This is a genomic window from Streptomyces sp. bgisy130, assembly GCF_057708345.1.
In genome coordinates this window covers 123,756-137,919 of sequence record NZ_JBYISA010000019.1, presented here as the reverse complement: position 1 = coordinate 137,919, position 14,164 = coordinate 123,756, and the positions used below count along the sequence as shown (strand labels likewise).

Annotated in this window: 13 protein-coding genes and 1 pseudogene; 8 read left to right on the top strand and 6 right to left on the bottom strand. The window is 69.0% G+C overall.

The window, feature by feature from the left end:
* Positions 1-553: 553 nt before the first annotated feature.
* From AC3EUV_RS23815 to AC3EUV_RS23805, 3 genes are all read left to right on the top strand, one after another.
* Positions 554-1,534, top strand: coding sequence for a cupin domain-containing protein (locus tag AC3EUV_RS23815; protein WP_435603854.1), 981 nt, complete (start codon positions 554-556; stop codon positions 1,532-1,534).
* A 520-nt stretch (positions 1,535-2,054) separates the two neighbouring features.
* Complete coding sequence (locus AC3EUV_RS23810) at positions 2,055-2,270, top strand: hypothetical protein (protein WP_435603853.1); 216 nt, start codon at positions 2,055-2,057, stop codon at positions 2,268-2,270.
* A gap of 231 nt (positions 2,271-2,501) precedes the next feature.
* Positions 2,502-3,203 carry a class I SAM-dependent methyltransferase gene (locus AC3EUV_RS23805; RefSeq protein WP_435603852.1) on the top strand — a complete coding sequence of 234 codons (702 nt, stop codon included), beginning with the start codon at positions 2,502-2,504 and terminating at the stop codon, positions 3,201-3,203.
* A 198-nt stretch (positions 3,204-3,401) separates the two neighbouring features.
* Here AC3EUV_RS23805 and AC3EUV_RS23800 read toward each other — a convergent pair whose 3' ends face one another.
* From AC3EUV_RS23800 to AC3EUV_RS23785, 4 genes are all read right to left on the bottom strand, one after another.
* A complete protein-coding gene (locus tag AC3EUV_RS23800; RefSeq protein WP_435603851.1) occupies positions 3,402-4,388 on the bottom strand; it encodes an LLM class flavin-dependent oxidoreductase in 987 nt (328 codons plus the stop codon).
* Positions 4,389-4,553: 165 nt separating this feature from the next.
* Positions 4,554-5,132 (bottom strand): hypothetical protein, encoded by a 579-nt coding sequence (locus tag AC3EUV_RS23795; RefSeq protein ID WP_432142519.1) that lies wholly within the window; start codon positions 5,130-5,132, stop codon positions 4,554-4,556.
* A 463-nt stretch (positions 5,133-5,595) separates the two neighbouring features.
* Entirely contained in the window at positions 5,596-6,684 is a 1,089-nt protein-coding gene (locus AC3EUV_RS23790) for a PP2C family protein-serine/threonine phosphatase (RefSeq protein ID WP_432142570.1), read from the bottom strand.
* A gap of 255 nt (positions 6,685-6,939) precedes the next feature.
* Positions 6,940-7,731: a TetR/AcrR family transcriptional regulator gene (locus AC3EUV_RS23785; RefSeq protein ID WP_432142518.1), complete on the bottom strand. Its 792-nt coding sequence runs from the start codon at positions 7,729-7,731 to the stop codon at positions 6,940-6,942.
* 99 nt (positions 7,732-7,830) lie between these two features.
* Here AC3EUV_RS23785 and AC3EUV_RS23780 point away from each other — a divergent pair, with 99 nt between their 5' ends.
* From AC3EUV_RS23780 to AC3EUV_RS23765, 4 genes are all read left to right on the top strand, one after another.
* Positions 7,831-8,772, top strand: coding sequence for an alpha/beta fold hydrolase (locus tag AC3EUV_RS23780; RefSeq protein WP_435603850.1), 942 nt, complete (start codon positions 7,831-7,833; stop codon positions 8,770-8,772).
* A 111-nt stretch (positions 8,773-8,883) separates the two neighbouring features.
* Positions 8,884-9,480 carry a GNAT family N-acetyltransferase gene (locus AC3EUV_RS23775; protein ID WP_435603849.1) on the top strand — a complete coding sequence of 199 codons (597 nt, stop codon included), beginning with the start codon at positions 8,884-8,886 and terminating at the stop codon, positions 9,478-9,480.
* Between the two features lie 106 nt (positions 9,481-9,586).
* Positions 9,587-10,141, top strand: a complete 555-nt coding sequence (locus tag AC3EUV_RS23770) for a GNAT family N-acetyltransferase (protein ID WP_432142515.1) — start codon at positions 9,587-9,589, stop codon at positions 10,139-10,141.
* Positions 10,142-10,219: 78 nt separating this feature from the next.
* On the top strand, positions 10,220-10,843 hold the full coding sequence (locus AC3EUV_RS23765) for an SUKH-4 family immunity protein (protein WP_432142569.1): 624 nt from the start codon (positions 10,220-10,222) through the stop codon (positions 10,841-10,843).
* A gap of 141 nt (positions 10,844-10,984) precedes the next feature.
* Here the strand turns inward: AC3EUV_RS23765 and AC3EUV_RS23760 are convergent, their stop codons facing one another.
* Positions 10,985-11,983: a DUF1259 domain-containing protein gene (locus tag AC3EUV_RS23760; protein ID WP_432142514.1), complete on the bottom strand. Its 999-nt coding sequence runs from the start codon at positions 11,981-11,983 to the stop codon at positions 10,985-10,987.
* A 415-nt stretch (positions 11,984-12,398) separates the two neighbouring features.
* On the opposite strand from AC3EUV_RS23760, the pseudogene AC3EUV_RS23755 reads away from it, so the two are divergent.
* Positions 12,399-12,725 (top strand): annotated as a pseudogene (locus AC3EUV_RS23755) (GNAT family N-acetyltransferase); the annotation flags it as partial.
* A 43-nt stretch (positions 12,726-12,768) separates the two neighbouring features.
* Here AC3EUV_RS23755 and AC3EUV_RS23750 read toward each other — a convergent pair.
* Positions 12,769-14,094, bottom strand: a complete 1,326-nt coding sequence (locus AC3EUV_RS23750; protein WP_435603848.1) for an APC family permease — start codon at positions 14,092-14,094, stop codon at positions 12,769-12,771.
* Positions 14,095-14,164 lie beyond the last annotated feature (70 nt).

The window sequence follows — 14,164 nt, the reverse complement described above, 5'->3', positions numbered from 1 at the left end:
CGTATGACGTGTGTTCTCGTCCGCGCCGCCCCCCAGGTACTGCCGGCGGCAATCCTTCGTACTGTTTTCCGCGAACTGACTTTAGGAGCCTTGCTCCCACCGGTCTTTAGCAATGAGTGCACCCTTACCGGGCAATGTGTGCACTGCCGGGCCCGCCCCGCCGGGCTGCCGAACGGCGGACTGCTGACCCGCCGCTCGGTGCGGTGGAACGCCGCGGTGGGCCCGGCCCGCTGGTGAACACGGTCGCCAGCGGCAGAAGCCCCCGCGCCAGGGGTCGTACAGGCCTCCGCAGCGGGATCGGCTCGTCCGCCGGCCGGGCACAAGGGCTTTCGGTACGCAGGAGAGGCTGGTGAGGGGACGGCGGCCGTGCCGCCTACCGCCGGGACGGTGATCGGCGTGTGGTGGCTGAAACCGTGGACGAGGCCTCGCACCGGCAGCCAGCGGGGCCGGCGATGCCACGGCACAGTGCGTATGAATGTCCAGAATTCTCCTGCACCAGCCGCATCAGCGAGGGGAACATCGATACAGCCACGATGCACGGGGGAGGCATGAGGTGCTGCCGGAGACACTGTTCCGGAGCGAGGATGTACCCGCAGCGGAACGATTCGAATGCTTCAGTGAACTCATGGGGCGGACACATGCCCCCCTGCAGCTGCTCAGTGACCACCGGGAAGACTTCCGTGCCTCCCAGCGCCTACTGACGCTCGGTGACGTATCGGTATGGCCGACGACTTTCCAACCGGTGTGCTTCCGACGGACCCCCAAACTCATCAGGCAGTCCGATCCCGAGGGCGTACACATCTCACTCCCCCTGCGCGGCACACTGCGCGTCACCTCACGTGAGCACGAGGCCGCCTACGATCCGTCCCACCTGTGCGTCCTGGACACCTCACAGCCCGTCGACGTCCGCGGAGGCGACCTCTCGCGCCCGCACACGGGCGTGGGGGTGGAGGTCCCCAAAGCACTGCTGTCAGTACCCCCGAACGAAATCAGCAAGCTGACGACGCTTCAGCTGTCTGCGAAGGAGGGCTACGGCGCCCTGATCGCCAAGCTCCTCACCCAGCTGGCGGCAGACTCCAGCTCCTACAAACCCACCGACGGCCCCCGGCTCGGGCTGATCATGACCGACCTCCTCTCAGCCCTCTTCTCACAAGCCCTCGACGCCGACAACTCCCTCACACCGGAGACCCGCCGGCGCAGCCTCGTTCTACGCATCCAAGCCTTCATCCAGCAGCACTTACATGACCCGCAGCTGACAGGCACCTACGGCTGGGCTGAGGCCGGCGGAGGCACGTACAACACCTGGGGTAGCGCGACGCTCGTCAACCATCCGGCCAACTGCGGGCGTGACTGGGCCGGACAACTTCAGTACTACGACGCCACCCGTCCCTCATGGGGCTGGCATCCCCTTGCGTTGGTACTTCGCGGGCAAACGCGCACCGTCTCACTGGACTTCAAGTACGTGCTGGATGTCCGCTTCCGGGTCTGCAACATCTTCGACGGGAAAGACGACGGCTGCGGCCGAGTTCAGTAGAACTCCGGAGCGGACGCACAGCGGCCTCAGGCGCTGGCACGCGACGCCAGGCACATAGACAGCGTGGCCGGTCCCGGCGAGGAACCGGCCACAATGGCGTCGTCCGAGTGGATGCCGCCAGCCGCCACGACCCGGTGTACGTATCTGGCCGACTGGGTGGGCACCAAGCTCCGCTGGTCCCTGACTATCGACCGGGGCGAACACGACGCCCTGCGCCAGCTCGCTGCCGGCTGCGGGTGGCCGCTGAGCGGCGCAGCTCACCGGCCGGTTCAGGGCAGGTCAGTGACCGTGTCCCCAACAGTGGGCGGGCGACCTCGACCAGCGGCTGGCGCGGGAAACAGACGAGTACGAGGACTGACTCTCGACTTTGCCGCAGAGTCAGCCGGTGAGTCGGGGAGCACACTGAGCCCCATCCAGGAGAGGACTGTGGTGCTCCAACCATCGCCTTTACCATGCTCGTTCAGTTCCGAAGCGAGTGAGAGGCCCGCCCGTGATGCCCCCGGAGTGCATAGCCTGCGCAATGTCGGCAACCGGGAAGCGCAACACCTCCTCCGACACGTGCACCGTCGTGTACTTCCGCTCCACCGTCGGCTATCCCGACGACTGGACCGGGCACCCCGAAAACGCCGAATGGTTCTGCACTCAACACCTACCCCTGGCCGAGGGCCTCACCGACCTGTCAGCCCTCGAAGCAATCGACCAGATCCGCACCCAGCTGACCCACAGCACGCCATAAACGAGGGCTGACGCCAGTGCCCCCGTCCGGTGGCTTTGTTCACGAGTTCCGGCAGCCGTTTTTCTGCACTTCGGGAGGCACCCGGTTCGGGCCGAAGTCGATGTTCACGAGAATCGTCAGCACTGGCGGTCTTCGGCGCAGCGGACGGTCGGTGGGACGCCATGACGTCCCTCTAGGGTGGCTGGACGTGGGCCGGTTGTTCGATGCCGGCCCGGTGAGGAAGGCGTCAGCATGTCGGAGTCGGAGGAGGAGCTGGCCGAGGTTCAGCGTGCTCACTGGCAGCAGACCTATGGCGAGCATCCCGGCATGTATGGCGAGGAGCCGTCCGAGCCTGCGGTTCATGCCGCTGCTGTCTTCCGGGCCGCCGGGGCCCGCGAGGTGCTTGAGCTGGGTGCCGGCCATGGCCGTGATGCGCTGTACTTCGGCCGCGAGGGTTTCTCCGTGATGGCCACCGACTTCAGCCCGGTGGGTCTGGAACAGCTGCGTGCGGCCGCCGCGGCGCAGGGCGTGGCCGGGCGGGTCACTACGGCGGTTCATGACGTTCGCGAGCCTCTGCCGTTCGCGGACGCTTCGGTGGATGCCGTGTTCGCGCACATGCTGCTCTGCATGGCGCTGTCCACGCAGGAGGTCCACGCCCTGGTCGCCGAGGTGCGACGGGTACTGCGGCCGGGTGGTTCCTTCGTCTACACCGTCCGCCACACCGGAGACGTCCACTACGGCGCCGGCACCGGACACGGAGACGACATCTGGGAGCACGGTGGCTTCGCCGTCCACTTCTTCCCTCGCGATCTGGTCAACGCCCTCGCCGAAAGCTGGACTCTGGATGAGGTCGCCGCGTTCGAGGAAGGCGGCCTCCCCCGGCGACTGTGGCGCGTCACGCAGACCGTCCCACGTGAGTACTACCTGAAGGCTCAGCGCTGTCCGACCTCGTGAACACTCCCTGCCCGCCAGAGTTCCTGAGTGCCGTCCGTCCTGGTGTCAAACGCTGCCCATTCTCGTGGGTACGGCCGAGGAGATGGGGGCCACTCCGGCGGCACGCAGAAGCGACTCCGGCAGTCGCCTCAACCGGGAAGGCAGGGCACGTCAGCTGAGCAAGCGGCAAGGACACCGGCGCTGCCCCACCCCCGATTCCTAGGATGCTGCCGTGGCCCCGGAGTACTTCTTGATGAGCTCGTACGAACGCATGCGGTCACCGAGGTCGTAGACCGGTGTGGTCAGCATCAGTTCGTCTGCTCCGGTCTCGCCGGCCAGTTCCGTGAGGCGGCGTATGACGGTCTCCGGCGTCCCGACGGCCTGTTGTGCACGGAAGCCGGCCAGTGCGCGTCGCTCCTCCTCCGTGAAGGGGTGGGCGGCCGCCTCCGCGGGCGTGGGGAAGGGGATCTCGCTCAGCCCCTTCAGGAGCCCGGCCTTGACGACGTCCATCGGGCCGACGCGCCACGCCGCCTCTTCTGCCGTCTCGGCGCACACCGTCTCCACGCACAACAGCACCCGGGGCCGCTCGCACCAGCGCGACGGGGTGAACTCCGCCCGGTAACGCTCCAGCACCGCTTGGGTGTTGTCCGGCCGGATGTGGTGTGCGACAGCGACCGGCAGGCCCAGTCGCGCGGCGAGAGCAGCACCCGCGGGGCTGGAGGCCAGCAGCCACGGCTCCGGCAGCGGGCCGAGGGCGACCTCGTCGACCAGAAAGGACAGCGTCGCGGCCACGTCGTCCTCGTACTCCGCGTCCGTCGCGGGTCCGGCTCCACGGCGCAGGGCCCGTGCGATGGCCTCGTCGAAGGTGCCGGGGCCGCGGCCGATGCCCAGGTCGATACGGTCCGGGTGCAAGGCCGCCAGCGTTCCGAACTGCTCAGCCAGCGTGAGGGGTGCGTGGTTGGGCGCCAGCACTCCGCCCGAACCGAGACGGATCGACGAGGTCGAAGCGGCAGCGTGCGCGGTCAGCACCACCGGCGGGAACGCGCCGATCGCGGGCGAATGGTGATGCTCGGCGTACCAGATCCGTTGGTAGCCCAGCCGTTCCATTCCCTGTGCGAACGCCGTGGTGTCGCGCAAGGTATCCACGGCTCGGGCGCCTGTTTGGACCATCGCGACTTCAAGCGCCGAAAGAGGTATATCGAACATGTCGTCAGCATAGAGATCATGCAGGCGGCAAGGGGTGCTGATCTTGCTTTCGGGGCGACGGGGAACGGTGGGCTGACCTGGGCGGCCGTGCGAGCCAGATCCGGTCGCACGGCCGTCCGCGGCGGAACGGACGCGGATGCTTTCGGGTCGGCGTGGCCCGGCAGTTCAGTGCCTGAGGTAGTAGCGGGTGAGGCGCGAACGGGCGTCCTTCGCGGTCAGGCCGAGCGCCTGGCCAATCGCTTCCCACGAGTCCTCATCCGCCTCGGCAGCGCAGGCGGCCTCGCGGCCGACGCGGCCGGTGGTGCGCTCCAGAGACGCCACAGCCTTCAGCGCGGCCAGCGGCGCCTGGTCGGCCAGAGCCGTGAGCTGGTCGTCCAACCGGTCCAGCAGATCGGCCACTTCAGTGGGCAGCGGCACCGAACGGGACTCCACCTCATCGATGTGCGCCTGCCAGTCCTCGTACGGGCCAGGAGGGTCGTAGTCGTAGTAGCGGCGGTCGTTCAACTGATCCCAGTCGATCGGATAGTGGCGCGCGCCGCGCCAGCCGCATGAGCACGATCCCCGCATGTGGTCCGCCCGCTGTCTGCCCCACCTGCCGTTGTAGGCCCACCACTGCTTGGTCTCATGCATATGGCTGCCGCCGCCGGCGTCCAGATACACCGGCCCGGGCTCGCTGCCATCGGCGAGAACCGCCCCCGCCATCCCTTCATGGGAGGCCCCGAACTCCTCGCTCTGCCACTCCATGTTGTCTCCTTCGCGCACCGTTGCGGCATATGCCAAGGCGAGGATGCCCGAGCCAGACAGCCGGCAATCGCACACCTCAATCGGACACGCTTGTGTGGACTTCCGCCATGGACGTGGGGGGGCGGGAGCATCCCAAGGGCATGAGCGTGAGGGGAAGTTGGCGTGGGCCGGGGCCTCGGCGTCCATGCCGGGCTGCCGGAGAAGAGAGAGCGTCGGCCTGACGGAGCGGAGAGTGCGGGATACCGAGGACGAGCGAGTGGCGCTACGACCCCGCGAACCCTGTATGATCATGTTGCAACTCCGGCGCACCACTCGGAGTCACGCGTCTGTGGTCCAAGGAAAGACGCCCACCAGCCGGTGGGAAATGCAGGTGCAAGGCCTGCCGGGCGCTCCACGCACAAGGGTCCCTGCCTCGGGTGAGGCAGGGACCCTTGTCCGTTCAGCCTCATCGGGCGCCCTGTGGCTACGCCTGGCGTGGCCGGGTGAGGAGGTCCTGTTGCGGCAGCGGCCGGTGCAGCGCGAGGAGGGCCTGATCGTCCTGGGGTGAACCGCCGCTGTGCCGGCTGACGTCGCGGGCCAGGAAGTCGAGGACCGTCGACGGCTCCGGGAAATGGCTCGTCTGACGCAGGTAGGACTGCACCATGTGCGGGACCCGGACCGCGGGGTCGTAGAAGACACCGGCAGGATCACGCGCCTCGGTGACGCCGTCGGTGAAGCACAGCAGCATCGCCCCGGGCGGGAAGGCGTGCGTCTCGACCGGGGAGGCCCAGGCGTCCAGGCCGGAGATGCCCAGGGGCGGCGCCTCTTCCACCGGCTCCAGGACGCGCGCCCGGCCGTCCGCGTGCAGCAGCACAGGGGCGGGATGGCCACGGTTGACGATATGGACCTCGCTCAGATCGTCGGCGAACTGCACGATCAGGGCGGTGGTGAACCCCTCCGTCGCGTCCAGGCCCTCCCGGCGCTGGCTTTCACGCAGCAGGGCCTCTTCCATGCACGCCACCAGGGCAGGAAGGTCATGTTCATGATCAGCGGCGTAGCGGAAGACACCGATGTCGACACTGACGGCCGTGACGGCGGACAGGCCCTTGCCTCGCACGTCGCCGACCATGGCGCGCACCCCGAACGGGGTCTCCTGCATCACGTAGAGATCGCCACCGATCAGCGCCATGTCCTCGGCCGGCACATAGCGGGCGGCGATGCGAAGGTCCCCCAGCCGGCTGGGCGGGCTGGGGAGCACGGCCCGCTGGGCCATCTCCGCGGCGTACCGGGCCCGGCTGGCGCTCGCGTGCTGCATGCGCAGGGAGCGGTTCAGGCCGACCGCCAGCGCGGTGACGGACGCCAGCGTGATCTGCACGGCCGCGTCCCCCTGCCAGTCGTACGAGCCGCCGAGGAAGGCCAGACCCGCCTCCACCAGCATCGCCGAAAGGCCGACACCGACGATCCCGGCCGGGCCGAACAGTGAAACCGCCGTCACCGGCGCCACGGCCAGCAGTGGAGCGGACGACACCGAGGCCGGCGTCAGCAGATTCACCAACGCCGCAAGAGCGATCACCAAGGCCGGAACCCAACGGCGCACCCGTGACCACACCGGCAACACCCTCATCAGACCATGATGCCTCTCGGTATGCCCCTGACGACGGACGTGTCCGCGACGACACCGCCGCCGCAGCCATACAGCCGACACCGCTCGGGTGATCCAGGGCAGGGCGGCGCCGAGAAATACGTGTCGAATGCGTCGTACGCGTCCTGGGCGGCGTGGCCACGGCGGTCGCCGGGGTTGTCGTCGTCCTCGGTCAGGGAAGCCGGCTCACCGAGTGTGTCCACCGCCTTCGCGCTCTGCTTCTACGTCCTCTTCTACGTCCTCGTCCTCTCTTGTCGCTGCGCTCTCGATGTCGCCTGCGGTGGTGTCGTCGACGACGAGCCCGGCGAGCACCCGGTGCATCGTCCGCTCGAACAGCTGCTGGGGATCCTCTGCGGGGCCAGCTCCGGGCTGATCGGCCATGGCGGCCGCGACATGGGGATGATCTCCCTGGGAGGCCGTCTGACTCAGGTAGGCGGCCTGCGCCGTCTGGCGGTCGGTGGTCGCGCGGCCGCCCTGGATCTCCGCCCGGGCGAACTGCGCGACCAGGGCACTCATGAGGGCCACGATTTCCATCTTGGTCCGGCCCGGCAGCCGTACGGACGCCATCGCCCGCAGCGCGCATTCGAGGTAGTCCAGGCTCCGCGGCCCCAGCCGCAGAGGTTCCGGCGGGATGTCGGGCAGCCAGGGGTGCCGCAGATGGACGGCCTTGGCCCGGGCCGCCAAGGAGACCAGGTCCGCAACGGGATCACCCTGGAGCGGGGCGTCGAGGTCGATCTCCCCCGCCACCGCGTCCGTCATCAGGTCGAGCAGGTCCTCGCGGCCGGTGACATAGCGGTAGAGGGAGGCCTGGCCGGTGCCCAGCTCCTTGGCCACCTGGCGCATGGACACCGCCGACAGGCCGCCACGGTCCGCCAGCTCGACGGCGACCGCGGTCAGGTCCGCGCGGCTGTGTGCGGGCTGGGGGCCACGTGCACCGCGTTCGGCCCTCGTCCAGACCGTCACCGGCTCCTGAGTCACTCGCCCACCTGCCTTCGTCCGTTCCCCTGGCGTCTCCCCTACCCTAAACTGCGAACAACGGTCGCAGTTATATGACGGTCGCAGCTACGGGAGGTACGTATGTCCTCGACCCCGGAAAACCTGTGGAGCCCGGTCCGCTGGGCCGAGAACGGCGCGGTGCGGCTGGCCTTCGATGCGCTGACCGAGGGGACCGACGGTGAGCCGCTTCTGCTGGCCACGGGGCTGGGCGTCAACCGTTGGTGGATTCCGGACGGGCTGTGCCGGATGCTGGCCGCGCGGGGCTTCGCGGTGGCCCGGTACGACCAGCGCGACAGCGGGGACTCGACCCACCTGCCGCCCACCCCCGCCCGCACCCCGATCTCCGCGCTCTTCGCCAAGCGCGAGACGGCGTATACGGCCGAGGACATGGCGGATGACGCCGTCGCCGTCATGAACGCCCTGGGGTGGCGGTCGGCGCATCTGCTGGGCGTCTCCCTCGGCGGAGCCGTCGCACAACGCGTGGCGCTGCGCCACCCGGGCCGCGTCCGCACCCTCACCTCCATGGCTGCCGTCCCCGGCGACATCTCGGGACTGCGGACCATGCGGTACATCCGCATGCGGACCCTGGCGAAGTTCGCCCGCTTGCGTTTTCCCGACACCCCTGACGGAGCCGTCGCGGCCGGCATCGCCGTCTCCCGCCTCCTCGCCTCGCCCCACCGCACCTTCGACGAGCCGGCCGCCCGGGAGGCCGCCGAGCGCAACGCCGACCGCGGGATGCACGACCAGCAGGCGCAGAGCCGCCAGATCGGCGCCCAGTGGCACGGACCGCCGATCAGCGCCATCACCCGGCCCACGCTCGTCCTCCACGGCGCGGACGACCCCCTCATCAAGCCCAGCGCCGGCAAGACGATCGCCACACGAATCCGCGACTCGCGCCTGGTCCTCCTGCCGCGAGTCGGCCACGAATTCCCCGCATGCGCGTGGGACCGCGTCACCATCGAAGTCCGCGGACTGGCCACCGCAGCCGCCTCCCGCCAACTGCCCCCATCGGCAGGCAACTGAAGGAATACGGTCGGCCAGGTCCGGACCTCCTTCTCCCCCTGTATAGGCGACCGCGGACTGCGGGCCGGAATGCGATGGCATGGGTGGTGCGGTGCCTCTACGCTCGCGGCCGTGACCACAGACAACACTGATGCAGAGGCGCGGAACACCCGATTGACGATCCGTCAGGAGCGGAGTGACGACCATCCGGCGGTGCATGCGCTGCACTTGGCCGCGTTCGAGGGCGAGGAGCGTGTGCCGGCTCTCGCGGACGCCCTTCGGAGTGCGGGAGCGCCCCTGGCGCCGGTGTCGTTCGTCGCCACGGTCGACGGGCAGGTGGTGGGGCATGTGCTGCTGAGCGCCGGCCGGCTCGACGCGCCGCGGCAGATCGTGGACGTACTGGTGCTGTCCCCACTGGGAGTGCTTCCGGAGTTCCAGGACCAGGGGATCGGCACCCGGCTCATCGAGCACGCCCTCGCAGCGGCCGACGCCCGGCAGGTGCCCCTGGTCTTCCTCGAAGGCTCGCCGCACTACTACGCACACCGCGGCTTCGAACGCGCCGACACACTCGGCTTCCGCTCCCCCTCCCTGCGCATCCCGCCTCCCGCCTTCCAAGTCGTCCGGCTGGCAGCACACGAACCCTGGATGACCGGCACCCTCGTCTACTCCGACACCTTCTGGGCGCTGGATTGTGTCGGCCTACGCGACACCGAAACGTCCACCGGCTGAATCATGCTGCGGGCTCAGTCCCCTTCTGATCCCTGGCAATGACGTTCTCCTGGTGCTCCGGTAATTACGTTGCCGAGCTGACGTGGCTCCATGAAGGATCTCGGCCATGGAGCACCCCCCGGAAACCCTCCGCTCGGATCAGGTCGCACTGCGCCGTTGGCTTGGGCAAGACCTCGATATCCTCCACCAGTTGATTACCGAGTCACGTGATCACTTGCTTCCCTGGATGCCCTTCGCGGCCAGTCATGACCGGGAGCAGGGCGCAGCTTTTCTGGCCCGGTCCCAGGAGGAGTGGGCCTCGGGGCAGGCGTACCACTACGCGATCACCACGGACGGTGTGGCGGTCGGCAGCATCAGTCTGATGCGCCGGATCGGTCCGGGCGGAATGGATATCGGCTACTGGCTCCACCCTGCGTGGACGGGGCAGGGGTTGGCCACGATGGCCGCTGCCGCGCTGGTGCATGCGGGGCGCCGGATGCCTGGCATCGATCGCATCGAGATCCATCATGACGAGGCGAACCCCGCCAGTGGGGCCGTCGCCCGGCGCTTGGGTTTCACCGAAGTGGAGCGCGTGAAGCTGCCGGAAGGGCCTGCGGCCCCGAGTGAGACGGGCATTGATGTGATCTGGCGCCTGGAGACCTGCCCCTCGCCGAGTGCCTGACGCCCGCTCGGTTGTCAGTGCCTTGAGGTTCACTGTGGGTGTCACATCAGCAGAAAGGCCCGGGGGAGCCACGTGAGCATGAATGAGTGGATGGCGGCAGCCAGGAACCCCACGACGGAGTGGCTGGAGTCCTGTTTCGGGGTGGGGTCTCTGTGGCGGCCTGGAAAGGCGGAGCTGCCCGAGCGGCTGGAGCATGAGGGGACGAGGGAGTTTCTCACCACGGTCGGCTTCCCCGCCGTGCGGATCGACGGGTTCCTGGGCTTCATCGACTTCGATTCGAGCAGGCTGAAGACCGAGGGTCCGTGGGCCGAAGACCCGGACGAGCTGTTCGGGCGGCGGACCCCCGACGACAATTCGCCGCCCAGCTCGTACGCGTTCGAGTTCGGCAAGTGCCAGGACTTTTCACTGATGGTGGACGGGGTGGTGGGATGCGTCGATCTCTATGACCCCAACGGCTGGGACCACGCGGCAGGTTACGCGAGCGAGGCGCACTCCTCCGTCAAAACGCTGGCGGGCGCTCTGGGACTGGCTGCGCAGTTCGCTCCGCGCTTCGAGGGGGCGGAACCTCTGAAGGCGCTGGCGGAGTTCCGCACAGCGATCGAGCAGCTGGACCCGCTCGTGGAATCCGACCTGTGGGAGAACGTCACCGAAGTGCTGGAGGAGGAATACGAGCTGGCCGAGGACATGGGGCAAGGCTCTTGAGGCGCGATGCGGCACCGGCTGGCGCCGGGCCCCTCCGGAAGGCAGACGGGGTGCTCCGGGTGGACCCGACGGTGAGGTAGACGGGGGTGGGCGAGGCTCAGAGGTGGTACCCGAGGGGGCGGGCCCACTGCCCGCCCGGGGTCAGCCGACCGGCACGACGTTGGTGGCGGTCACCGCGGGGCGCAGGGCGCGGGCGAGTCTGACGCCGTCGCCCACGGCCCAGAAGTGGACGAAAAACAGCCGGGGTTCGTCCGTCAAGCCGTGGTTGTGCAGTTCGACGAGCTGGGCCCCGCCACGCCGCAGCGCCGCCAGGACGTCCTGGACTTCACTCGCGATCATGGCGCAGTCACCGCTGATCGCGGCCAACCCGTCACCCAGCGGCTGGAAGTTGAACGCGCTGGTAGAGCCCAGGCCCGGTGGCAGTACCAGATGTCCGTCGGTGATGGTCTCGCGGCGGACAAAGACGCTCTTGTAGATGCCGTCGTCGACGACGCCCTTGACTCCCATCGCGGCGTCGATGCCGGCGGTGTCCAGGTCGCCGGAATCCCACTTGGACGACGGCAGCGGGGGCGGGGTACCGGTACGGTCGAACGCCGCGCACAGGCCGCGGGCCAGGGCCACCGGGTCGTCGCCGTGGGCATGGAGATGGATCCACCAGATGTCGGGAGTCTGGGACAGCAGGTGCTTGTGGATCGCGGTCTGCCCGATCTTGTGCTCGTGCAGGACATCGATGAACGGCTGCATTTCCTGCTCGGTGACCACCACGTCACCCATCAACAACGTGCTCTTGTCGGCGTACCGGACGAAGGACACATGCGAGCCGAGAGCGAGCGCCGGTTTGACTTCGACCCGGTGCGAGCGCACCCGGAGGTCGTAGCGAGGCAGCGCTGTGTGATACATCATCCCGCGCTTCATATCGCCTTTTCGCCTGAGCGCGCGGGCCACCTCCTCCCAGTCCGGCAAGGCGGTGGGAACCGGCTGGACCACCTGGCGGCTCTGCGCCTCGCCCGTGCTGGCGGCCAGGGCACGAGCGGGGGCTGCGGCACCGGCCAGCACCGGACTCAGGGCAGCTGCGGCCAGCACACGCCGCCGCGGCGCACCCCTCTGCGGATAGCTTTCCTGCGATGAGTCTGCGGTCATCACGTGATCACCTCCATAGCGAGATGGAAGCACGACGAAGTGCCGTCAACGCCGTCTCCACCACCCCCATGGGGCCAGGTGGGCTAAGCAATCAGCTCCCATCCCACCTTGGTGCGGGGACGGAGCCGCTGAGCAGGTGCGGTGAGGTCTGACCGTGTGTGTCAGCCCGGCTGGTGAATTCGATCGGACGCGCGGCGTCGGCCAGGTACGGTCGATCGCGGTACGGCGCGACGCGGCCCGGCCCGTCCGGCAGCCGAAGGTCATGCGGGCGGCGCGGCGCCACGGTGTGCCGCCACAGCGTCGAAGAGGGTCGAGTCGTCCATCTCTGTGGTCACCGGGTCTCCGGAACAGCACCTTGACGTGGCGCCCCATGACAAGCAGGAGCGGAAGAAGAGGCGGAAAAAGAGTGAGCACGTTGAAGATCGTGGTGGACGATCTCTCCGGCCCGGAGATAGCCAATTTTCTCGACGAACACGTCCAACAGATGCGGTCCCGCACGCCGTTGGAGAGCAAGCACGCCTTGGGCCTCGACAGCCTCCGGAAGCCGGACATCACCTTCTGGTCGGCCTCGGACGGGGACAGTCTGGTGGGCTGCGGCGCGATCAAGAGACTGGACGCGGGTCATGCGGAGCTGAAGTCGATGCGTACCAGGCCGACGCGGCAGCGGAGTGGAGTCGCCTCCCAGCTGCTGGAGCACATCATCGCCGAGGCTCAGGGCATGGCCTTCACACGGCTGAGCCTGTGCTGAAGACCGACGGGAGACGTGGAGCCAGAGACGCCCCTGCTCATGAGCCTCGGTGCCTGCGGGCGGAGAGCAGGCGCCGGACACCGTACGCGGCGGCGCCGCAGGCCAGGACCGCGGTGCCCGAGAGCACCGAGGTCAGTGGCAGAGCGAATGCCAGGGCGAGGCAACCGGCCAGCCCGACCGCCGGGATGAGTCGCGGTGGGCCGCCTTCGGTGGGGGAAAGTGTCCAGGCGGAGGCGTTGGCGAGGGCGTAGTAGGCCAGTACGCCGAAGGAGGAGAAGCCGATGGCCCCGCGGACGTCCGCCGTCGCCGCGAGTGCTGCCACGACGGCGCCGACGACGAGCTCGGCGCGATGGGGCACCTTGAATTTGGGATGGACCGCCGCCAGGGCGTGCGGCAGGTGCCGGTCGCGGGCCATGGCCAGGGTGGTGCGGGAGACGCCAAGGATCAGGGCGAGGAGCGAGCCGAGGGCAGCGATGGCGGCGCCGGCTCGTACGGCGGGCGTCAGCCAGCCGGCGCCGGCGGCCCGTACGGCGTCCGACAGGGGGGCCGCGGCCTCCGCCAACCGCTGCGGGCCCAGCACCATCAGGGCGGCGACGGCGACCGCCGCGTAGACGACGAGCGTGATCCCCAGGGCGAGCGGGACGGCGCGGGGAATCGTCCGGCTGGGGTCGCGGACCTCCTCGCCGAGGGTGGCGATGCGCGCGTATCCGGCGAAGGCGAAGAACAGCAGGCCCGCGGCCTGGAGTACGCCGGTGAAGGAGGCATCGTCCCCGATGTCCAGCCGTACGGGATCCGCCTGGCCGGAGGTGAGGGCAGCGAACACCACGGCGGCGAGTACGGAGAGGACCACGGCCACGATCGTGCGGGTGAGCCAGGCGGACTTCTGCACGCCGGCGTAGTTCACGGCGGTCAGCGCCACCACCGCCGCGACGGCGACCCCATGGGCCTGAGCGGGCCACACGTACGAACCGACGGTCAGGGCCATCGCCGCGCAGGAGGCGGTCTTGCCGACGATGAAGGCCCAGCCCGCGAGGTAGCCCCAGAAGTCGCCGAGCCGCTCCCGGCCGTAGACATAGGTGCCGCCGGAGGCCGGGTAGCGGGCGGCGAGCCGGGCCGAGGAGGTGGCGTTGCAGAAGGCGACCACCGCCGCGAGCGCCAGCCCCACCAGCAGTGCGGAACCCGCCGCCGCGGCGGCGGGGGCGAGGGCCGCGAAGACCCCCGCGCCGATCATCGACCCCAGGCCGATCATTACGGCGTCGGGCAGCCCCAGCCGCCGTTGCAGCTCCCCCGGGTCCGCCGATCCCGCCGATCCTGTCGATCCCGCCGATCCCGCCGATCCCGCCGATCCCGCGTGTCCACCCATCGCGTCCTCCACCGACCGCATCACAAACACCGAACCCGGCGCACCGTATAGCAGTTCCCCGCCGTGACGG